The organism is Streptomyces sp. NRRL F-5135, assembly GCF_000719775.1.
GTDB lineage: Bacteria > Actinomycetota > Actinomycetes > Streptomycetales > Streptomycetaceae > Streptomyces > Streptomyces hebeiensis.
The window spans coordinates 147,230-168,942 of sequence record NZ_JOHR01000017.1 but is presented as its reverse complement, the minus strand read 5'-3'; the positions used below and the strand labels follow the sequence as shown (position 1 = coordinate 168,942).

18 protein-coding genes are annotated in these 21,713 nt (G+C 72.8%); 14 read left to right on the top strand and 4 right to left on the bottom strand.

Annotated elements, in window-relative coordinates; translation table 11 throughout:
* Positions 1-34: 34 nt before the first annotated feature.
* The 6 genes from IG02_RS37020 to IG02_RS0127720 all read left to right on the top strand — a co-directional run bounded on the left by IG02_RS37020 (position 35) and on the right by IG02_RS0127720 (position 4,876).
* Positions 35-553, top strand: a complete 519-nt coding sequence (locus tag IG02_RS37020; protein ID WP_234314932.1) for a hypothetical protein — start codon at positions 35-37, stop codon at positions 551-553.
* On the top strand, positions 550-1,197 hold the full coding sequence (locus tag IG02_RS0127740; protein ID WP_030753852.1) for a hypothetical protein: 648 nt from the start codon (positions 550-552) through the stop codon (positions 1,195-1,197). Before IG02_RS37020 ends, IG02_RS0127740 begins: the two co-directional genes overlap by 4 nt.
* Entirely contained in the window at positions 1,197-2,924 is a 1,728-nt protein-coding gene (locus IG02_RS43530; protein WP_030753850.1) for a putative T7SS-secreted protein, read from the top strand. The genes IG02_RS0127740 and IG02_RS43530 overlap by 1 nt, the downstream gene beginning before the upstream one ends.
* An 18-nt stretch (positions 2,925-2,942) precedes the next feature.
* Positions 2,943-3,245, top strand: coding sequence for a YrhB domain-containing protein (locus IG02_RS0127730; protein WP_030753847.1), 303 nt, complete (start codon positions 2,943-2,945; stop codon positions 3,243-3,245).
* 3 nt (positions 3,246-3,248) lie between these two features.
* On the top strand, positions 3,249-4,553 hold the full coding sequence (locus IG02_RS43705) for a YrhB domain-containing protein (RefSeq protein ID WP_063756865.1): 1,305 nt from the start codon (positions 3,249-3,251) through the stop codon (positions 4,551-4,553).
* Positions 4,554-4,630: 77 nt separating this feature from the next.
* Positions 4,631-4,876 carry a DUF397 domain-containing protein gene (locus IG02_RS0127720; protein WP_030753841.1) on the top strand — a complete coding sequence of 82 codons (246 nt, stop codon included), beginning with the start codon at positions 4,631-4,633 and terminating at the stop codon, positions 4,874-4,876.
* Between the two features lie 129 nt (positions 4,877-5,005).
* On the opposite strand, the gene IG02_RS0127715 is transcribed toward IG02_RS0127720, so the two are convergent.
* From IG02_RS0127715 to eccB, 4 genes are all read right to left on the bottom strand, one after another.
* Positions 5,006-5,302, bottom strand: a complete 297-nt coding sequence (locus IG02_RS0127715) for a WXG100 family type VII secretion target (RefSeq protein WP_030753838.1) — start codon at positions 5,300-5,302, stop codon at positions 5,006-5,008.
* A 47-nt stretch (positions 5,303-5,349) separates the two neighbouring features.
* Positions 5,350-5,688: a WXG100 family type VII secretion target gene (locus IG02_RS0127710; RefSeq protein WP_030753835.1), complete on the bottom strand. Its 339-nt coding sequence runs from the start codon at positions 5,686-5,688 to the stop codon at positions 5,350-5,352.
* A gap of 148 nt (positions 5,689-5,836) precedes the next feature.
* Positions 5,837-7,189: a type VII secretion-associated serine protease mycosin gene (gene mycP, locus IG02_RS0127705; protein WP_420707796.1), complete on the bottom strand. Its 1,353-nt coding sequence runs from the start codon at positions 7,187-7,189 to the stop codon at positions 5,837-5,839.
* Positions 7,190-7,202: 13 nt separating this feature from the next.
* Positions 7,203-8,747, bottom strand: a complete 1,545-nt coding sequence (gene eccB / locus IG02_RS0127700; RefSeq protein ID WP_030753829.1) for a type VII secretion protein EccB — start codon at positions 8,745-8,747, stop codon at positions 7,203-7,205.
* A gap of 235 nt (positions 8,748-8,982) precedes the next feature.
* Between eccB and eccE the strand changes: the two genes are divergently transcribed.
* The 8 genes from eccE to IG02_RS0127660 all read left to right on the top strand — a co-directional run bounded on the left by eccE (position 8,983) and on the right by IG02_RS0127660 (position 21,699).
* On the top strand, positions 8,983-10,278 hold the full coding sequence (gene eccE, locus IG02_RS0127695; RefSeq protein ID WP_030753827.1) for a type VII secretion protein EccE: 1,296 nt from the start codon (positions 8,983-8,985) through the stop codon (positions 10,276-10,278).
* Positions 10,278-11,141: a hypothetical protein gene (locus IG02_RS0127690; RefSeq protein WP_234314931.1), complete on the top strand. Its 864-nt coding sequence runs from the start codon at positions 10,278-10,280 to the stop codon at positions 11,139-11,141. The genes eccE and IG02_RS0127690 overlap by 1 nt, the downstream gene beginning before the upstream one ends.
* Positions 11,142-11,736: 595 nt before the next feature.
* Positions 11,737-15,291 (top strand): SCO5717 family growth-regulating ATPase, encoded by a 3,555-nt coding sequence (locus IG02_RS0127685; RefSeq protein WP_030753824.1) that lies wholly within the window; start codon positions 11,737-11,739, stop codon positions 15,289-15,291.
* A 196-nt stretch (positions 15,292-15,487) separates the two neighbouring features.
* Complete coding sequence (locus IG02_RS0127680) at positions 15,488-17,416, top strand: ABC transporter substrate-binding protein (protein WP_078854880.1); 1,929 nt, start codon at positions 15,488-15,490, stop codon at positions 17,414-17,416.
* A gap of 3 nt (positions 17,417-17,419) precedes the next feature.
* A complete protein-coding gene (locus IG02_RS0127675; RefSeq protein WP_030753819.1) occupies positions 17,420-18,490 on the top strand; it encodes an ABC transporter permease in 1,071 nt (356 codons plus the stop codon).
* Positions 18,487-19,428: an ABC transporter permease gene (locus IG02_RS0127670; RefSeq protein ID WP_030753816.1), complete on the top strand. Its 942-nt coding sequence runs from the start codon at positions 18,487-18,489 to the stop codon at positions 19,426-19,428. Before IG02_RS0127675 ends, IG02_RS0127670 begins: the two co-directional genes overlap by 4 nt.
* Positions 19,429-19,520: 92 nt before the next feature.
* The gene (locus IG02_RS0127665) at positions 19,521-20,513 is read left to right on the top strand and encodes an ABC transporter ATP-binding protein (RefSeq protein ID WP_037804450.1); all 993 of its coding nucleotides are present in this window, start codon (positions 19,521-19,523) and stop codon (positions 20,511-20,513) included.
* A gap of 166 nt (positions 20,514-20,679) precedes the next feature.
* Entirely contained in the window at positions 20,680-21,699 is a 1,020-nt protein-coding gene (locus IG02_RS0127660) for an oligopeptide/dipeptide ABC transporter ATP-binding protein (RefSeq protein WP_051765807.1), read from the top strand.
* Positions 21,700-21,713 lie beyond the last annotated feature (14 nt).

Genomic DNA, 21,713 nt, shown 5'->3' with positions numbered 1-21,713 from the left:
CGTGGAGGCAGTTCGTCGAGTACGGGGGAAGTACGTGAGTTTCAACGAGGAGTGGGGCCGGCAGCGTGCCGAGTCCACCGAACGGATCGCCAGGGGTGACGTGCCGGGTTCCGGCAAGGCCGTCCCATCGGAGCCAGGTCCGGACGCGGACGCCGTCCAGGAGGCCCGCGAGGCGGTGCTGGAGCGGCTGGCCGACTTCCGCAGTACGGCGGTGCTGGTACCGCTGGACGCCGAAGGCGGGCTGTGGACGGCGCCGTTGGGCGGGCTCGACTGGATCTGCGCGTTCACCGACGAGGCGGCGCTGGCGCGGTTCGCCGAGGCCAGGGGCGAGACGGAGCGGGAGTGGCCGTACCGTACGGTGCTGGGCTCCCGGCTGTTCGACGAGGTCGTCCCGGCGCTGGCGTTCCCCTGCGGGGTGGCGCTGAACGCCGCGGGGCCGGACGGCGCGACCTTCCCGCCGGTACGGGGCATCGTGCCGGACTCGGCGGCGCTGGACGCGGCGCCGCACGGCGGTACGGGCGCGCCCGGGGCGTACGGCAGGGGTGCGGTATGACGGGGCAGGATCCGGACCTCGCGGCGTCCGGCGAAGCGCTCGGCCTGATCACGAAGGGCATCAACGGCACGCTGGGCGAGCTGAAGGAGCTCGGCATGGTCGGTGAGGCATCCATGGGCCGGGGCTTCTCCGACCTCGCGCTGACGGGGATGGAGACCGGCCACGACGGGCTGACGGCCACGCTCAAGAACTTCTGCGAGCGCTGGGAGTGGGGGGTGCGCTCGCTCGTCCAGGAAGGCAATGTGTTCGCGGAGGAGGTCGGCCTGTCGGCGGGTGTCTTCCACGAGCAGGAGCAGTACCTCCAGGGCAGCTTCAAAATCCTGACGAACTCGGCGATGGGCAATCCGTACGCGACGGAGGACGAGATCCTCAAGAAGGACTGGGGCAAGGTCCTGTCGAACAACCAGTTCACCCAGATCCGCGACGCCGACTACAGCCGGGAATCGTTCGACGAGGCGTACGAGAACAGCAAGCAGGCGTGGAAGGGCGCCGCCTGGGACGCCAGTACGTCCTCCATCTCGCCGGCGAACCAGATCATCGACGCGGCCGGTCTGCGTGACGACGTGGACGACGCGATGCGCGACACCCTCGGGCCGCCTCCCGGGGAACAGCAACGGGCCGCCGGCCGGGAGGGCGAGGGCTGATGGGCCTCGGGGACCTGATCGACGGCGGCAAGAACCTGGCCAACAAGGGCCTGGGAAAGCTGGAAGAAGGCTTCGACGCGGGAAAGAAGGCGCTCGGGGAGGGCGTCGACTGGACGACCGACCGGATCGGCGACGGGCTGGAGTACGTCGGTGCCGACGACTGGGCGGACGCCGTCGAGGACTGGGGCGACGACACGGCCTCCGGCCTCGGCGCCTCGGTCGGGGAGCAGCAGTTGGGCGAGACCGAGGAGGCCGACGAGCTCGTCCACGGCAAGCCCGACAAGATCCGCGAGAGCGCGGGCCACATGAACGATTTCTTCACCGCGCTCGACAACGTCGGGCAGGGCATGAAGAGGCTCGACTCCGCGCACTGGAAGGGCGAGGCGGCGAACGCCTTCCGCGCCGAGTTCGCGATGCACCCCGCCAAGTGGCTGCGCGCGGCCGACGCCTGCGAGGCGGCGGGCAAGGCGCTGACGGCCTACGCCTCCACCGTCACCTGGGCGCAGGGGCAGGCACAGAACGCGATCGACCTCTACAAGAAGGGCAAGGAGGCGTCGCAGCGAGCCGTCGAGGCCTACAACAAGAAGGTCGACGCCTACAACGCGGACATCAGGGCCGACCGCGACCCGGGGCCGGTTCCGGAGCCCTTCCACGACCCCGGCAAGAAGGACCGGGAGGACGCACATGCCCTCCTGAAGGAGGCCCGCAGACAGCGCAACGAGGCCGCGGAGACGGCGCAGAAGGCGATAGACGCGGCGATGGCGCACGCGCCCAAGGAGCCGCCTCCGCTCAGCCGGGCCGCGTCCGCGTACGTGGACGGCATGGGCGCGCTGGCCGTGGAGACGACCCATGTGGTGGGCGGTGTCGTCAAGGGCACGGCCGGCCTGCTCAACTTCGCCCGGGGCCTCAACCCGCTGGACGTCTACAACCTGACGCACCCGGCGCAGTACGCGCAGAACGTCAACATGACCCTGGCCGGGCTGGTCTCGACGGCCGCGCACCCGGAGCGCATCCCGGGCGCGCTGATCGACAGCTTCAAGGGCGACCCCAGCGAGGGGTTCGGCCGGCTGCTGCCCGAGCTGATCGGCACGAAGGGGCTCGGGAGCGTACGCACAGGGGTGCGGGTCGCGGCCAGGGAGGGCGCGGAGGAGGCGGTGGAACAGGGGGCCAGGAAAGCGGCGCGGGAGGGCGCGGAGGAAGCGGCCGAGCAGGGGGCCAAGCACGCGCCCAAGGACTGGAGCGACCTGGCGCGCCCGACGGAACAGGTGACGGAGAGGGCCATCCACGCGGATTCCGTGCCCTCGCACCGGGCGCGGGAGTTCCTGGACGACCAGTACCCGTGGATCAGGGAGATGAACAACTACCCGAACCCCGGCTACACCCACAACTGCACGAACAACGTGGTCACTCTGGACCGCAGGCTGGACGGCGTGGAGGTCTCGGCGGCGCGCAAGGGAGAGACCGGCGGCGTGCCGTACGAGCAGCTGGGCGTGAAACCCGAGGCGCATGTCCGGGGGGTCAGCTACGACGACATCATCCGCGACCTGAACGGGCGCGGGGACGGCGCGCGGAGTGTCGTCGCCATCCGCCGGCTCGACGGCACCGGACATGTCTTCAACGCCGTGCAGACACCGCATGGAACGGTGTTCCTGGACGGTCAGACCGGCTCGCTCGCGACGTTGGAGACCTCGGGTGTCCAATATGTCGGCTACGTACCCTATGGATAGGACTCCGAGGACCCAGTCATGATCAGCAAGAACGACGCCCTGGTGGCGGCCCGCTCCTTCGTCACCGCATCGCTCGGCGATCAGCAGTACACGATCGTGATGCTGCCGGAGGAGAGTTACGAGCGACGTCTGTGCTGGGTGGTCCGCTTCGACACGCAGGAGAGCATCGACAGCGGTGATCCGTGGAAGGGGCCGCTCACGCGTGTCGTGGTCGTACCGAAGGACGGCTCGGACGTCCACTACCCGCCCTCCCCGCTGCCCCTGGACAGGTACCTGGACATGGTCGAGCGCGGCGAGTGGCCCCCCGCACGGAACAGGTGAACGATGTACGACCCGCAGCAACAGGCACAGCACTGGCTCGACGTCACCTACCACGGCCTCGTGGAGCTGGCCGCCCCCGGTCCGGTCGCCCAGGACGCGCACACCTGGCTCTTCGCGTGCCGTACGAAGCCGCAGCCCGGCTATCCCCGGACGCCCATGCTCGCCGCGTCGGTGGCCGTGCCCAAGAACGGCATGCCTCCGTTCCATCCGGCCGCGGACGACCCCTGGGGCGATCTGAACGCGTTCGCCCGGGCGCCGGTGGCGCGCGAGCCCGCCGCGCAGGCGCGGCGGCTCAACGCGCGCGGATGCGTGGTGACCGTGTCGGCGACCATGGGCGGCGCTCCGGCGAGTCCGTTGCCCTGGTCCCCCGCGCACGAGGCGCCGGGCTGGTGGGAGCTGCTGCTGAAGCGGTACTTCCCCGGCGCCGAGCAGATCTCGTGCGCGAGCTGGGACGAGGTGATCGTCGCGGCCCGGGAGCCCGGGCCGGGCACCGGGGGCGTGGTGTGGGTGCGGCGGGAGATGGCCGGCGAGGAGGTCAGCGGCCATCTGGTGTACGCGCACAACGACAACGGCCAGGTCGTGTTCCTGGACGGGATGACGGGCGGGCTCGCCCGGCTGGACGTCGCGGGCCTGCGGACCCTGGCCTTCGCACGGCTGCGCCCGGCCGACGGCGCTCCCGCCCCGGCCCCCGACCCCGTACGGCAGGCGGCGGGCGATCTGCGTACGGCGGTGGAGAAGGCGGAGGCGTGGCTGCTGCGCACCTACGACGAGCCGGTGGAACTGGTGGAGCCGGACGCGTCCGACGAGATGGCGCGGGGCTGGCTGTTCGCCTGCGAGAGCGGGGAGTACCGCCGGGGCGGCGACTGGTCGCGGGCCATGCTGGACGCGGCGGTGGTCGTGCCCAAGGACCGGGGTGAGCCGTTCTGCCTGCCCAACTCCTCGCCCTGGTCGTGGCTCGACGCGTGGAACGGCGGTGCGGAGCCCGGCGACGGCACGCTCTCGCTCCCGCCGCGTCCGGGCACGGCCTCCTGGCTGACGCCGACCCTCCGGCAGCTGGGCAAGCCGGTGGCGGTGGCGGAGCACGCCGACTGGGACGGCGTGCTGGCGGAGCTGGCCGAACTGCCCGTCGGTGGCCGGGCGCTGGTGTGGGTGCGCCGGAAGGACGCGCGGGGACGCGAGAGTGTGGGACTGCTCCTGACAGGTTTCCGGTCGGAAGCGGGCAGCGGACTGGTCGACAGCAGTGCCGATCCGGTCATGGATCTTCAGTCCGTCGGGGCGGCGGGCTTCCGCTTCATCCGTTATCGCTGACACGCCTTCCGGCAGGTGGGAGCGCCAGTAGGCTGGCCACCGTAGCCCGTACGCAATGCCCGGGAGGGAACGCACCGATGGCCGACGCAGTCGACAAGGAACGGCAGAAGGAAGAGCTGTACGCGCTGGACATCAGCGGGGTGGAGTGGCAGGGCGCGCCCGGCACGACGCCGGACGAGGAGCGGGTCGAGATCGCCTATTTGCCGGGCGGCGGCGTCGCGATGCGGTCGTCACTGGACCATGACACGGTCCTGCGGTACACGAAGGCTGAGTGGGACGCGTTCGTCCTGGGCGCGCGGGACGGCGAGTTCGACATCAAGTAGGGCTGCCGGTTCACGCGGCGCGACGCGCGTGGCGGCCAAGGCGGAAGACGGCAGAAGGGGGTGTCCGCCGAAGCGGACACCCCCTTCCTTGGTGCGTGGGCGCCCCAGGAGCGCCGTACGGGGCCTGGATCAGCCCATGCTCATACGGAACCGGGCCGCGTTGCCCTTGTCCGTGTCCTGGTAGCCGATGACGGACTCGTCCAGGAGCTGCGCGATGCGCTGGAGGTCCTGGTTCATGCCCTCCATCTGCCGGGTGAGCACGTCCTGGGCCTCGCGGTAGGCGGTCTTGGCCTCACCGTCCCAGTTCTCGGCGACCCGGTTGACCTGGCCCATCAGCGTGCCGAGCTCGGTGCTCAGCTGGGAGGCGGTCAGCCGGGTGTCGCTGGCCGCCTGGGTCACGGTGTCGTAATTGACGGCAGTCGTCATGTCGGTCTCCTCAGAAGGGTGTTCGGCGGGAGGTGGCGGACGGCCGCTCAGGCCATGCCGAGGATGGCGCTCTGTCCACCGGCGGTGTCGTCCATCCGCCGGAAGGACTGGATGCGCTCCTGCTCCTGCTGCGTGAAGCCGTCGGCGCTCATGCGCATGATCTCCTCGAGCTCGATCAGCTTCACGCGCATGTCCCTCAGCCGCTTGTTGAGGCGGTCCTGGACGATGTCGTACTCCTTGCTGGCCGCACCCTGCCAGCCCGCCTGGATGCGGTCCACGACCCCGTTCAGGGAGGTGATACGAGACTGCAGCTCGTCATGGAAGTTCTGGATCTTGCCGGCGAGGCCGATCTGTTCCTCGCTGGTTACGTTCAGGTCTTTCGACATCTTTCCCCTTCTTCCTGTCTTGCCGCTCTCGCGCTCCTCGAAGGAGCGCAGTGGACGGGAAGCATCTGGATGCCGCCCCCGTGTGGGCCCACTCCCGTGGCCCCGTCGGTAACTTTAACCAGTCGGTACGACAGTTCCAACTGCAAAGTCAGACATGGATATTTGATTCGCTTCTGCCCCGTCGGGCGGCTTTCGCCCGGGTGTCCCTGACCACCGTGGCCGTGCCCGCGACGACCGCGACCAGCACGGCGCCGATGCCCAGCGCGTAGGTGGCGTAGCGCTCCGTCCGCTCCTCGGGGGTCTCGGACATCGCCAGGTGCGCGGGCTCGGGCGCGGGGGCCTTCGGCGGGCCCGGGTCGGGGCGCGGTGACTCGGGCGGGGTGTCGTCCTCGGTGAGCGCGCGGACCGGGTCGACGACTCCCCAGCCGACGAAGCTGTCATGGCCGTTGATGCTGCGCTCGGCGGTCTGCTCGATCTGGGCGACGATGTTGCGCGCCTTCCAGTCGGGGTGTTTGGCGCGCAGCAGCGCGGCGACCCCGGCGACGTACGGGGCGGAGAAGCTGGTGCCGCTGTCGGAGCACTGGCCGAAACCGGGCACGGTCGAGACGATGTCCACGCCCGGGGCCGCGACCCCGACGAACCTGCCCGCCTGGGAGAAGACCGCGCGCTCGTTGTTGCGGTCGGAGGAGGCCACGGCGAGGACGCCGTCGAAGGCCGCCGGGTAGGTGTTCTTCAGCTTGCCGTCCATGCCGTCGTTGCCGGCGGAGGCGACGACGACGATCTCCTTGTCGAGGGCGCGCCGGACGGCCCGGCCCAGGTCCGACTGTTCGTCAAGCGGTTTGGTGGTGTCCTGGGAGATGTTGATGACGTCGGCGTCCTTGGCTATCGCGTGATCGATGCCCTGCGCCATCGTCTTGTCATTGCCGCTGTTGTTCTGGTCGTTCTGACGGATCGGGATGATCGTCGCCTCGGGGGCGATCCCCACGAAACCGGTGCCCTTGACGGGCCGGGCGGCGATCAGCCCGGCGACCTTGGTGCCGTGACCCACCTTGTCGTCCGTGCCGTCGGCGGGCTTGCCCTTCTCCATCTTCTTGGTCAGGATCTCGGTCCCGGCGGACGTGTCGACGGCCGACGTGAGCTGTGGGTTGGCGTTGTCGACACCGGTGTCGATGACGGCGACGCGCACCCCCTTGCCCTTGGTGTCCTGCCACAGCTCGTCCAGCAGCACCCGCTGGAGGGCCCAGGGGGTGCCCTCGATCTGCTTCTTCATGGGGAAGGTGCACTCGCCGCTGCCGTTCAGGGCCGAGGAGGCGGGGCCGGCGGGGCCCGGCCGGTCCTGGCGCCCCTCCTGGGCGTATGCGGCCGGGGACAGCACCGTGACGCAGACCAGGGCCGTCGCGCCGGCCAGCCGCGCGGCCACTCGCGTACGGGCCGTGCGGGGCGCGCGGGAGTCCGTACGGACCGTACCGGTCGCGCGGATCGTGGGAATCGACGTCTTCACGCTCCCGCCCTCCTCAAGAACCCTGGGGCTGGCGGGCGCTGTTGGTGTCGAGCCGCGGTCCCTTGGACAGGAACTCCGACCAGGCGATCGGCACCAGTACGGGCGTGACCTTCTCGTAGCCGAGCCGGATCTGCGCCTGGCTGGGCTCCGGGCGGCCGTCCTGCTGCTTCTCCTGGTCGCCGGTGCCGATCTCGGACCGTTCCGCGTCGCTGTCGCCGTTCGCCTGGACCGCGTAGCGCAGTCCGGTGTCGGTGACCAGGAAGAGCGATCCGTCGGGGCGGGTCTGGTTGCCCTGGACCTGGGTGTAGAGCAGTCCGGAGCCGGGGGTGACGTAGGTGCTGGTACCACCGGCGGTGATGTCCGCGGGGTAGGACGTGCCGGCCCAGGTGGACAGCGTCGTACGGCCGTTGTCGTCGACCTTGCGCAGCACGCTGCACACCGTGTCGCGGGCGCCCTCGCCCTCGGTCGCGTTGACCTGGGCGGCCTTCTCCTCGGGCCAGTCGTACTTCTCGTCGAAGGCGTCGGCGGAGGGCGAGAACGACGAGAGGTCGACGTTCGAGGCGCCGCCGACCATGTTCAGGGCGTCCGTCTGCGGCGAACTGATCAGCAGCCAGGCGGTGAAGGCGGACACCGGCTCGATCCTGCCGGGCAGGACGACGTAGTGCTGCGGGCCCGAACCGGTCTGCGCCAGCAGGACCATGCCGACCCGGTCCTGTTCGGGTGTGAGTCCACCGCCGACCCCCGCGTCGGCGGTGACCTCACCGGGAATCCCGGGGAACTCGACCGGGCTGCCCGTGTGCAGGGTCGCCAGCCAGTCGTCGGTGACCTGCTGCGGGGGCTTCGTGCCGACGACCGCGAGGGACAGGGCGTCGCCCGGCTCGCCGGGCAGTTGGTACTTCGTGCCGGAGGCGTCGACCAGGTAGCGCGTGCTGCCCTTCTGGCCCTGGACGTAGAGCACCTGGCCGCCGGTCAGCCTGTTCTTGCCCTCGGTCCGGGAGGAGTCGCGGTCGGCGAACACGAAGGCGGCCTTCTGCACGCTCGCGCCGCGCCCGCCGCCGGGCTGCTCGCACACGGCCCAGCGCTTGGCCTTGCCGGCGTCCTTGTCGCCGGGCAGCCGGTCGGGGGCGTACGGGATGCCGAGGATCGGGCCGCGGGCCGGCTTTCCGGCGTCCAGGATCTTGTCGGGGACCTGGATGACCTTGCCCTGCTGGGGGCTGAGCAGCAGCCTGGCCGAGGCGAGGTTGAGGACCGGGTGGAGCAGTGTCTCCTTGTCCTTGCCCGTGCCCGTGTTGAGCACGACGTACCGGGTCGTCGAGTCCTTGGCGACGATCACATTGGTCTCGGGCCTGGCCCAGTCCTTGGGCGCGGTGGGCTTGAACATGCCCCACGCGCCGAAACCGGCCAGGATCACCGCGCCGAGGATCAGACCCGGCACGACCGCGCGCAGAGGTCTGGGCGCGCCCTCCTCCGTGCCGGTGGGCGAAGGTTGGAGGAAGGATGCCACCGTGCGCTTCTTCGCGAAGGTGTACGCGTTGAGCTCGTCCCGCCGTGATGCCATGAGTCCCCATCGGTGAAAAAGGCGCGGTCTTCCCCCGGGGGCAGGCCAGTGCCCCTCCCGGCAAACCTTGCCGGTCGCGGCGCTGTCAGTGTGTCCCCCGGGTCCTGCCTGACTGTCGGACCGGCCCCCTACTATGCCTGGAGACCGCGCCCGCGTGTGGGGCGGGTAGGGTGATGCCGCTTTGCCAATGCCCTGCCCGGCCAGGGCGACAGGGACAAAACGGGGGTTCTCCAACATGGCATCCGCGACGCAGACGCGGCGCCGGACGCGGCCCGCGGCGGCCACGCCGCCGTCCACCGCCTCCCCGGCCTCGGCGACACCCGGACTCAGCGCGCGCCCAGGCCATTTCGGCCCGTTCCGCATGCAACAGCTCGTACTCATCGAGGTCGCGGCGGCCCTGCTGCTGACGGCGTGGGTGATCGACGCGCTGCTGCTGGTGCCGGCCGGGGTGGTCGCGGTGCTGCTGGTGCTGCTGGCGCTGGTGCGCAGGCACCGGCGGTCGCTGCCCGAGTGGCTCTCGACCGTCGCCGCCCTGCGGGCGCGCACGCGCCGGGCCGCCTCCCTGACGATCCCGCCCGGGACGGAACCGGGACTGGCGCCCGCGGTGGAATGCGATCCGGCCCTGCGCACGTACTCGTACAGCGACCGCGACCGGCGCCCGGTCGGGATGATCGGGGACGGTACGTTCCTGACGGCGGTGCTCCAGGTCGAGGCGGACGCCACCGCGCTGCGGGCCGACCGCGCCGAGCGTCCGCTGCCGGTGGCGCTCGTCCGGGACGCGCTCGACGTGGACGGCATCCGGCTGGAGTCGGCGCAGATCGTGCAGCACACCCAGCCCGCGCCGGCTCCGCACCTGCCGGAGCAGTCGGTGGCGGCGCGCAACTACGCGCCGCTCCAGGCGCAGACCGGCTCCCCTGCCGTGCGGATCACCTGGATCGCGCTCAAGCTGGACCCCGAGCTCTGTCCGGAGGCCGTCGCCGCGCGCGGCGGCGGGCTGACGGGCGCCCAGAAGTGCCTGGTGCGCGCGGCGGACCAGCTGGCAAGCCGGCTGACCGGTGCCGGGTTCCGTACGACGGTGCTCACCGAGCAGGAGCTGACGGCGGCGATCGCGACCTCCACCTGCGCCAACCCGATGGCCATAGCCCAGGCGGGCCGGGCGGAGACCTTGCACCGGCGCACGAAGGAGACCTCGCGCACCTGGCGCTGCGACGACCGCAGGCACACGACCTACTGGGTGGGCCGCTGGCCGCAGCTCGGCGCCGGCGGGGCCTCGATGCCGCAGCTGATCGCGCTGCTGACCTCGATACCGGCGCTGGCGACGACCTTCAGCCTGACACTGGGACGCGGTGAGCGGCAGGGCGTCACGGTCACCGGCCACGTACGCATCACGGGGCGCAGCGACAGCGAGTTGGTGACGGCCCGCCACGAACTGGAGCGCGCCGCCCGCGGGGTGAAGACCGGACTCGTACGACTGGACCGCGAGCAGGTGCCCGCGATGCTCGCCACTCTGCCGCTCGGGGGGACCCGCTGATGTCCGTGCCCGCCTCGTCCGTACCACCGGCCTCGTCCGTACCGCCCGGATCCGCCGCGCCGCGGTCGGCCGCGGTGTCCGCGGGCCGGCCCGTCCCCTCGTCCGCTCCGGCGCCCGCGACGGTGTCGTCCAGGAGCGCGGTTCCGCTCGGCAGCGGCGGCAAGCCGCGGATCGGCTTCGGCCTGCTCGGGCCGCGCCGGGAACGCCACGCCCTGTCCGTGGACGACCTCCAGGCGCTGGCCCTGCCGGTCGGTGACGACGGCATGGTGATCGGCGTGGACGCGCACAACCGCCCCGCTGTGCTGGGCCTCAACCGGCCCACGGCGTACGACATCACGCTGATCGGCGGGTTGTGGACGGCACAGGTGCTGACGCTGCGTGCCGCGGCGACCGGGGCCCGGATCGCCGTCGAGACCGGCCGGGCGCACGCGTGGACGGCGCTGGCGCAGGCGGCGGGCGGCGGTCAGCCGTGTGTCACCCTGCACGACGTGGGCCGGGTGCCGCCACAGGGCGCCTCGGCCGGCAGCCCGGTGGTCGTGGTGCGGGACTGCGGAATGCGTCCCCCGCGCGGGCGTGTGGTGTCGGCGCCCTGGCAGGCGGTGCTGACGCTGCTGCCGTATCTCTCCCCGGTGGCGCCGCGGCTGATGGAGAAGTCGGGGCTGGTCGGTGTCCAGCGGGTGTCGCCGGACGAGGCGGCGCAGATCAGCCGGGTGATGCGGCTTCCCCGGGCCGAGACGGAGGCGCTGTCCACCCTGGCCGACGGTGTGACGCTCTGGTGCACGGCGCGCGACCGGCAGTTCGTGATGACGCAGGCGACGGACGCCGAGACCGGCCTGCTGGGCAGCGCGCGCCGGATGGACTGAGAGGCCGTGGCCGCGGCATCGGCGGTCGGCCGCGTCGCACGGGCCGGGCGGTCGCGGCGGTGGCCACGACGGACGGTCGCGGTGCTGTACGTGCCGGTGGCGTCGGCCGGTTGACGGGCCGACGGGCCGTTGCCGGTGGTGATGGCCACTCGCCGGGCGGGCGCTGGTGCCGGGCCGTCGGCCGGTGCCGGCCGCGGCGACGGCAGCCGGACGCGCGCCAGCCGGATCCGTTCGGCACGCGGACACGGACCGGTTCCGCGTGCCGAACCCGGGCCACGCGACCGGCGGGGGAACACGCCGTTCGGGCAGGTCCATGCCGGTGGGCTCCCCCGTCGGCCGGACGGGGCCCTGCACACACCGGCACACACCGGGGTCACGGGCCCCAGGACATGGCGTACGGCTCGCCCGTTCGCGGCCCGCCCGGCCTGCCGTCCCCGCGCCGTTGGCGATTAGGGTGGTGTGTGGGCGCGGCAGCACAGAACCTTCGGGCGGGCCGACCGCGTCGTAACGGGAAGAGCCGGGCGAACCGGACGCACAGATCCGGTCGCTCCAACCCACCACGGCACAAGGGTGCTCGACCACACCAGGAGGCAAAGTGACCGGCGATCGGGACGAGATCCGCGGCGGCTGGAACCGGCCGCCCGCGGAGGATCAGTCCGACGCGGAGCAGCCCGAGATGACGGGTGAGTTCACGATCGACTACACCCCGCCGGCCTGGTACACGCAGAACGCGCCGGGGGACACGTCCGGCGGCGCGCCGGGGGCGTCGGCGTACGCGCCGTCCCCGCCCCCGCCGAACGGCGCGCCTGTCGCCGTGCCGGGCCTTCCCTTGGGCAGTGGCTTCGAACCGAACTGGGCTCCCGCGCCCCCGCCGCCCGCCCCGGCCGCGGACACACCGCCGTCGGGCCGGGCCCCGGCGGACGCCCCGACGGCGGCGCCGGCGCCCCCGGCCGCACCGGGACCGGCCGCGCCCGACCCCGTGCCGCCCGGTCCGGCTGCCCCCGTCGCCGATCCATCGGACCCCTCCTCGTCAGCGGCTCAGCCGTTCGGCGGCGGCGACGTGGAGAGCGGGGCCACCATGCGCTTCTCCCCCGCCGCGCTCAAGCGGGAGTTCGCGGAGCGCGACGCCGCGGCCGAGAAGCAGCGGGCGGAGCAGGAGACGGCCGCGCGCAGCGAGGCCGCCGAGGCGACCGGGCCGGCGGAGCCCACCGGGGTGACCGGACCCGGCGCTTCCGGCGCCGGCCGTCCGGCCGGCGCCGAGGGCACGCCCCCGGCCCCGGCCGCCGCCGGTCCGACGCCGCCCGAGGCCGGGAGCGCCTCCGGAAACCCCTCCGGGGACACCGCCGGCGACACCCCGGACGCGGCCGACGGTACGAAGGCCGGCGAGACGGCCACGACCGCGGCCTCCGCACCGGACCCCGCGGGACGCGCCACACCGGACCCGGTTTCTGACGTGCCGTCCGATGCGCCAGACGCATCCGAGGCGTCCAGTGCGTCCGAGGCGGCCGAAGGAGTCGAGGCCAAGGAGGGCACCGGTACCGCGCCCACCTCGGACGGTGGCGCCACGGAGACCACCGACGCCGCCGAGCCGACGGACTTCCCGCTCTCCGCGCCCGCGGACGCGGTCCCGGACCGGCAGGAGAAGCCGGCCGCCCCGGAGCCGGAGGCATCCGAGGGCGCTGCACCGGCGGGCGCCACGCCCGCCGGGCCCGCCGACGCGCCCGCTCCCCCGGACGCGCGGGACACCACTCCGGCCCCCGCGCCCGCGCAGCCCTGGTCCGCCCAGCCGCCCGCGGCCCCGGTGCCGGGGCTGCCCCCGCTGCCGCCCGCCTACCAGCCGGCCGCCCCGGCCCCCGCGCCGCAGTGGCCCGTACAGGCCGACGGCGCCGAACAGGGCGCTCCGCGGCAGGAGGACCGGTCCCAGCCCCCGGCGGCGCGGCAGCCGCAGGACCGGCCGAGCCCGCAGGACGCACAGACCCCCCAGGCACCGGAGCAGTCGGGCCCACAGACGCCGCAGCCCCCACAGACACCGCCGACACCGGAGGCGGCGGCCCATCAGCCGCCGCACGCCGGTTACGGATTCCCCCAGCAGTCCCGGCCCGGCCGGCCGGGCCCCGCCGTCCCGGCACCGGGCCCCCAGGCCGGTCCGCCTCCCGGGTACGGCTTCCCCCACCAGCAGGGGCAGCCGGGGCAGCAGCCCTCGGCGGCGCAGGGCGGATACGGCTTCCCCCAGCACAGCGGGCCCGACCAGCAGCCGCCCGCCGCACACGGCGGATACGGGTTCCCCCAGCAAGGTGGCCCCGGCCTGCCCCCCGCCGCGCACGGCGCATACGGCTTTCCCCAGCAAGGCGGGCCGGGCCCGCAGCCCCCCGCCGAGCAGGGCGGATACGGCTTCCCCCACCAGCAGGGTCCGCACGGCCCGCAGCCCGGCGCGCAGGGCACCGCACCGCTGCCCCCTCAGGTGCCGCAGCCCGGTCCCGGGACGCCGCAGGTCCCGCCCCAGCACGGGCCGTACGGCGGGCTGCCGCCCCAGGCCCCCGCCCAGCAGGGCCAAGGTCCGGGGCAGGCGCCCGGTCAGGGTCCGCAGCCCGGCCCGGGCGGGGCCGTTGATCCCCGTACCGGCGCCGCCTGGCCCTCCGCCGTCTCGCACGACCAGCGCGAGCGTTCCGTGCCGGGCGCGCCGCTGGGGTACACGGCCGCCGTCGAACTGTCGTCCGACCGGCTGCTGCGCAACAACAAGCAGAAGGCCAAGAGCAGCCGAAATCCGGCCGGTTCGCGGTTCAAGATCGGCGGCAAGGCGGCGGAGGCCGAGCGCCGGCGCAAGCTCGATCTGATCCGAACGCCGGTGCTCTCCTGTTACCGGATCGCGGTCATCAGTCTCAAGGGCGGCGTCGGCAAGACCACGACGACCACCGCGCTGGGCTCCACCCTGGCCACCGAGCGGCAGGACAAGATCCTGGCGATCGACGCCAACCCGGACGCCGGTACGCTCGGCCGCCGGGTGCGGCGCGAGACCGGGGCGACCATCCGGGACCTGGTCCAGGCGATCCCGTACCTGCACAGCTACATGGACATCCGGCGGTTCACCTCGCAGGCGCCCTCCGGTCTGGAGATCATCGCCAACGACGTGGACCCGGCCGTCTCGACCACGTTCAACGACGACGACTACCGGCGTGCGATCGACATCCTGGGCAAGCAGTACCCGATCATCCTCACGGACTCGGGAACCGGCCTGCTCTACAGCGCGATGCGCGGGGTCCTGGACCTCGCCGATCAGCTGATCATCATCTCGACGCCGTCCGTGGACGGTGCGAGCAGCGCGTCGACCACGCTGGACTGGCTCTCCGCGCACGGCTACGCCGATCTGGTGCAGCGGTCCCTCACGGTCATCTCAGGGGTCCGGGAGACCGGAAAGATGATCAAGGTGGACGACATCGTGCAGCACTTCGAGACGCGTTGCCGGGGGGTCGTCGTCGTCCCGTTCGACGAACACCTCGCGGCCGGCGCCGAGGTGGACCTCGACATGATGCGGCCCAAGACCCGCGAGGCGTACTTCAACCTCTCGGCCCTGGTGGCCGAGGACTTCGCCAGGGCGCAGCAGGCGCAAGGGCTGTGGACGTCCGACGGCCAGCCGCCGCCGCACCTGGCTCCGCCGATGCCGGGTCCGGGGCAGCATCCGCAGCAGGGCGGGCCGTTCCCGGGGCCGGCGCAGGGCGGGCCGCCGCACGGACAACCGCCGTACGGGCAGCCGCCGTACGGGCAGCCCGCGCAGGGCCGGCCGTACGCTCCCCAGCAACACCCGCAACACCCGCAGCCCCCGCAGCCGCAACCGCCCCAGCAGGGACAGCCGCCCCAGCCCTATCCGCCGCAGCACCAGCAGCCTCCGTACCCGTACCCGCCCCAACAGCAGGGCTGGCAGCAGTCGTCGCCGTCGCAGGCACAGTCCCCGGCGAGCCCGGCCGGTCAGCCGCAGTCCCAGCCCGGCGGCCAGCCGGGCCAGGCCGGCCCGCCGGGTCCGTACGGCCGGCAGCCACCGCACCAGCAGCCCGCCGAACACGACGACACGCAGGGCGACGCGCAGGGCGGGGCCGCGCCGCCCGGATGGCCTCGGCAGCAGCCTCCGGGGCCGCCGCCAGCGCCTCAGCAGTAGGGCATCAGAGGTCTGGACCAATAAGGGGCCGCACCGTCCTCACGGTGCGGCCCCTTGGCGTATTACCGCAGACCACACGGGGTTTCAGGAGCCGTTGACGCGGCCTGACACACGCTGATAAACCTTCGCTTCACAAGATGGCGAATCAGTATCAACCCGGCTTCTCCGCGCGAGTGATAACACGAGGTCACCGTCCATGGTCGAAAGCTCCTCTCCGCGCCCTCCGCAGCAGCCCGCCCCGCCGCAGTACACCTCACCGCACGGCGCCTCGCCGTCGCCCGCCCCACGGCGGCCGGCACGGCGCCGTTCGCGCCTCCGGCTTCTCCTGGCCTCCGGTGCCGCGTCCACCGCGCTCGTCGCCGGGAGTGTGCTCCCGCTGGACCCGCTGCTGCCCGCGCCCGCGTCGGCCCGGGCCGACGACGGCGGGAAGGTGCTCACCGTCGCGGTCAGCCAGAGCATGGACTCGCTCAGCCCGTTCCTGGCGCAGCGGCTGGTCAGCACCAGCCTCCTCCGGCTCACCTACGAGTACCTGACGAACTACGACCCCGGGGACGCGCACGCGATTCCGGGGTTCGCCACCGCCTGGAAGCCCTCTGCGGACAAGCTCACCTGGACCTTCACGATCCGCGACGACTCGAAGTGGTCCGACGGGAAGCAGGCGACCGCCGAGGACGCCGCGTGGACCTTCAACAAGATGATGACCGACGAGAACGCGGCCACCGCCAACGGCAACTTCACCGCCAACTTCAAGAAGGTCACCGCGCCCGATCCCCGGACGCTGGTCGTCGAGCTGAAGAAGCCGCAGGCCACGATGGCCGCTCTGGACGTGCCGATCGTGCCCAAGCACATCTGGGAGAAGGTCGGCGACTTCTCGAAGTTCAACAACGACAAGACGTTCCCCGTCGTGGGCAACGGTCCGTTCGTCATCACCGACTTCAAGGTCGACCAGTACGTCAAGCTGAAGCCGAACAAGGACTTCTGGCGCGGGGCGCCCAAGTTCGACGAGCTGGTCCTCAAGTACTACAAGGACGGCGACGCGGCGGTGGCCGCGCTCCAGAAGGGCGAGGTGTCCTTCGTCCCCAACCTCACACCGGCCCAGGCCGCCGCGCTGAAGAACGCCGACGACATCAAGGTCAACGACGCGCCCGGCCGCCGCTTCTACGCCCTCGCCACCAACCCCGGCGCCCGGTCCAAGGACGGCAGGACATTCGGCGACGGACATCCGGCGCTGCGCGACCCCGCCGTCCGCAAGGCGCTCTTCCAGGCCGTGGACCGGAAGACGATCATCGACAAGGTGTTCCAGGGCCACGCGGTCGAGGGCCAGGGGTACATCCCGCCGCGCTTCGAGACGTACTTCTGGCAGCCGTCGGACGGGCAGCGGATCGCGTACGACCCCGCCGCCGCGGCCCGCACGCTCGACCGGGCCGGCTACCGGAAGGACGGCGGCGGCCGGCGGCTCGACAAGAACGGCAGACCGCTCTCCCTGCGGATCCTGTGCCACGCCACCGACCCGAACGACAAGGCCGTCGGCAAGTACCTCCAGGAGTGGTGGGGCGAGCTGGGCATCGGGCTGAAGGTCGAGTGCCTCGACAACGTCTCGGACCCCTGGCTCGCGGGCGAGTACGACCTCGCCTTCGACGGCTGGTCCGTCAACCCCGATCCGGACTTCGTCCTCTCCATTCATACGTGCGACGCACTGCCCGCCACGCCCAAGGACACCGGCGCCACCGACAACTTCATCTGCGACAAGGAGTACGACCGGCTCTACGCGCGGCAGGCGGCGGAGTACGACCCGGCCGCGCGGGCGGACCTCGTCAAACGGATGGAGTCACGGCTGTACGACACCGGGTACATGAACGTCATGGCGTACCCGAACGCGGTCGAGGCGTACCGTACCGACCAGATCAAGTCGATCACGACGATGCCGGAGGCCGCGGGCAACCTCTGGGGCCAGGACGGCTACTGGAGCTGGTGGTCCGCGGTACCGGCCGACGGCGACGGCGCCTCCGACAGCTCTTCCTCCACCGGTGTGGTCATCGGGATCGGGGCGGTCGTGGTGGCCGCCGCCGCGGCGGGGCTCCTCGTCGCGATGCGGCGCCGTTCCACCGCGGAAGACCGTGAATGACCGATGAGCACCGCGAGCACTCCAGGAGTGGTGGCCGACGCCGCCGGCGGCCCGGCGCGGACCGGGCCGGCCGGCGGCGGCGCCCGCACGGGCCCGGCGGCCGCCTACGCGGCGTATGTGGCGGGCAAGCTGGGGGGCGCGGTGATCTCGCTGTTCGCCGTGCTGGTCACCAGCTTCTTCCTGTTCCGGATCATCCCCGGCGACCCCGTCCGGGCCATGACGCACGGCAGACCGACATCGCCCGAGCAACTGGCCACGATGCGCCGCCAGTTCGGGCTCGACCTGCCCCTGTGGCAGCAGTTCACGGACTACTGCGGCAAGGCGCTGACCGGTGACCTGGGCACGTCGTACCAGTTCCACGCGCCGGTCGGTGAACTGATCGCCCAGAAGGTGCCCGCGACCCTGCTGCTGACCGGCGTCGCCGTGGTGATCTACTCGGCCCTCGGCCTCTGGCTCGGCACCCGCTCCGCCTGGCACAGGGGCGGGCTCGGCGACCGGATCGGCACGGGAGTGGCGCTGACGCTGTGGTCCGTACCGTCCTTCTGGCTGGGGCTGCTGCTGATCATCGTCTTCGCGGTGGGCATAGGACCGGTCCCCGGCATGTTCCCCACCGGCGGGATGCAGTCCGGGGACGCCACGGGTGCCGGCCAGGTCCTCGACGTGGCGCACCACATGGTGCTGCCCGTGCTCACCCTGGTCGCGGTGGGGTACGCGCAGACCCTGCTCGTCATGCGGTCCTCGCTGCTGGACGAGATGGGCGGCGACTACCTCACCACGGCGCGGGCGAAGGGGCTGCGGGACGCGGTCGTACGGCGCCGGCACGCGGTGCCCAACGCCCTGCTGCCCACGGTCACGATGGTCTTCATCAACCTGGGGCACGTGGCGGCCGGCTCGATCCTGGTGGAGACGGTCTTCTCCTGGCCGGGCCTGGGCGGGCTGTTCTACCAGGCGCTGAGCGTGCCCGATCTGCCGCTCGTCCAAGGGCTGTTCCTCGTCTTCGCCGGAGCCATGATCGTGATGAACCTGATCGCCGACCTGCTCTATCCGCTGCTCGACCCCCGGGTGGGCCGATGACCTCCGCGCGGCCGCCGTCGGCTCCCGTGCCGCCCGGGTCCGCGGGTGCGAGCGCGGCGTCGCTCGCCCGGGCCCGCAGGCGTGCCTCCGCCGCGCGCTTCTGGCGGCGGTACCGCGAGCAGCGCGCCGGGCTCTTCGGTCTGGCGGGGCTGGCGCTCGTCGCGCTCCTGGCCCTCGGCGCACCCCTGCTCGTCGGAGCGGACGTACAGAGCGTGACCGATGCCCCGGGCACGGCGCTCCAGGCGCCCAGCGCCGAATTCCCGCTCGGCACCGACCAGTTCGGCCGCCCGTTGCTGGGCCTGCTGGTCTGGGGCGCCCGGATCTCCCTGACGGTGGGGCTGCTGGCGGCGGCGCTGTCGGTGGCCATCGGCGCCCTGACCGGGATCCTGGCCGGGCACTACGGCGGCTGGTTCGCCACGGTCGTCATGCGGATCACCGACTGGTTCCTGGTGATGCCGACGCTGGTCCTGGCGATCGTGCTGGCCACGGTGATGTCCCGGTCGGTGTGGACGGTGATCCTGGCGATCGGCGTCACCAGCTGGCCGACGACCGCACGCCTCGTGCGCGCGCAGACCATCGCCGTCGAGTCCCGCCCGTACATCGAGCGGGCGCGGGCGCTCGGCGGCGGGCACGGCCATGTCATGACCCGCCATGTGCTGCCCAATGTGCTGCCTCTCGTGCTGGCGCAGACGACCCTCGGCATCTCCACCGCGATCCTGACGGAGGCCACGCTGGCCTTCCTCGGCCTCGGCGACCCGACCGTCGTGTCCTGGGGCGGCATGCTCCAGGACGCGCGGGAGGCGGGCGCCGTGTCGTCCGGGCACTGGTGGTACCTGGCACCGCCCGGTCTGGCGATCGCGTTCGTCGCGCTCGCGTTCACCCTGTGCGGCCGGGCGATCGAGACCGTGCTCAACCCGAAGCTGGGGGTGTCCCGTTGACCGGAGGTGGCCCGAGGACCGGAGGTGACCCGACCACCGGAGCCGTCCCGTCGGCCGGGGGTGTCCCGTCGGCCGGCGCGGCCGGTTCCGGCCTGCTGGAGGTCAGGGACCTGCGCGTGACGTACGGGACCGGCGCCGACGCCGTGCCCGCCGTCCGGGGCGTCAGCCTGTCCGTCGGCTCCGGCAGCAAGCTGGGCATCGCCGGGGAGTCCGGCTGTGGGAAGTCCACGCTGGCGCTGGCCCTGCTGCGGCTGCTGCCCGCCACCGCGCGGCTGACGGGCGAGATCCTGCTCGACGGCGAGGACGTCCTGACCATGCGGTGGGGGCGGCTGCGGGCCGTGCGGTGGGCGGGCGCCTCGATCGTCTTCCAGGGGGCGATGCACTCGCTGAACGCGGTGCACCGGATCGGGGACCAGATCGCCGAACCGCTGCTGCTGCACCGACGCGCCACCACCCCGGCCGCCGCGCGGGCGCGCGTGGCCGAGTTGTTGGAGCAGGTCGGGCTGCCGGCCGCCCGCGCGGACGCCTATCCGCATGAACTCTCCGGCGGCCAGCGGCAGCGCGTGATGATCGCGATGGCCCTCGCGTGCGATCCCCGGCTGATCGTCGCGGACGAGCCGACGACCGCGCTGGACGTGATGATCCAGGCGCAGATCCTGCGGCTGATCGAGCGGCTGGTCGCGGACCAGGGCATCAGTCTGCTGATGATCAGTCATGACCTGGCGGTGCTCGCGGACACCTGTGACCGGCTGGCCGTGATGTACGCGGGCCGGATCGTCGAGGAGGGCCCGGCGCGCGCGGTGTACGGGGCGGCGGAGCATCCGTACGGCCGGGCGCTGTCCGCCGCCTTCCCGCGCGTCGGGGACCCGGCCTCGCGGCGGGCCCCGCGCGGGCTGCCCGGCGACCCGCCCGACCCGTCGGCGCTGCCGTCGGGCTGTACGTTCCACCCGCGCTGCCCGGTCGCGCTGGAGGGGTGCGCCCACGAGGACCAGGAACTGCGGGAGGCGGCGCCGGGCCACCGGGCGGCCTGTGTGCGGGTGGGCACGGCCGTGCCGGCGCAGCCGTCGGCGGAGCCGCGGTCATGACGCCCACCACGACCGGAGCCGGGGCCGGGGCCAGGACCGGGGCCGGGACCGAAGCCGGCGCCGCCACCGTACGGTCGCCCCTCGGCGGTCACAACGGCCTTGGCAGTCCCGGCAGTTTCATCAGTCCCGGCAGTGTCAGCAGCCCCGGCAGTCTCAGGAGTCAGCCATGACCACCACCGCCTCCGGGCCGTCCGCTCCCGCCACGACGGCGCCGCTGCTCTCGGCCGCCGAACTGCGCGTCACGTTCCCCGGCCGGCGCGGCGCCCCGGCCGCGCGGGCGGTCGACGGGGTGGACCTCGACATCGGTGCCGGCGAGATCGTGGCCCTGGTCGGCGAGTCCGGCTGCGGCAAGTCCACCCTGGCCCGGGCGCTGCTCGGGCTGGTGGAGCCCACGGCCGGCGCGGTGCGGTTCGCCGGCCGGCCCCTGGCGTACGGCTCACGCGCCCTGAAGGCGTACCGCAAGCGCGTGCAGCTGGTCCTCCAGGACCCGAGCGGCTCACTCAATCCGCGGCACACGGTGTACGACGCGGTCGCGGAGGGCCTGCGCGTCCACGGGTACGCGGGCGACGAGCGGGCGGCCGTCGCCGCGGCGCTGTCCCGGGCCGGGCTCCGGCCGCCCGAGCGGTTCTTCCTGCGCTATCCGCACGAACTCTCGGGCGGCCAGCGGCAGCGCGTCGTGATCGCGGGGGCGCTCGTCCTGGAACCCGAACTGATCGTCGCGGACGAGCCGGTGGCCTCCCTGGACGCCTCCGTACGCGGCGAGATCCTGGCGCTGCTGCTGTCGCTGCGGGCCGAACTGGGCCTGTCCGCGCTGGTGGTGACGCACGACCTGGGCCTGGCCTGGAACATCGCGGACCGGGTGGCGGTCATGTACCTGGGCAGGATCGTGGAGACGGGCCCGGTCGAGGAGGTCCTGACCGCGCCCCGGCACCCGTACACCCAGGCCCTGTTGTCCGTCCTGCCGGAGTCCGGGGCGCCGCCGGTGGTGCTGACGGGCGAGCCGCCGGACCCGGCCCGGATCCCGGGCGGCTGCCGCTTCCACGCCCGGTGCCAGGTGCTGGCCTCGGGCGAGGCGGAGCGGGCGGGGGTGGCGCACCGCTGTCGTACGGCCGACCCGCCGGTCCTGACGGGCGGGGCGGCCCCGCAGGTGGCCTGCCACTGGGCGGCGGCGCGCGTGGAGAGCTGACGAGCCGCCCACTC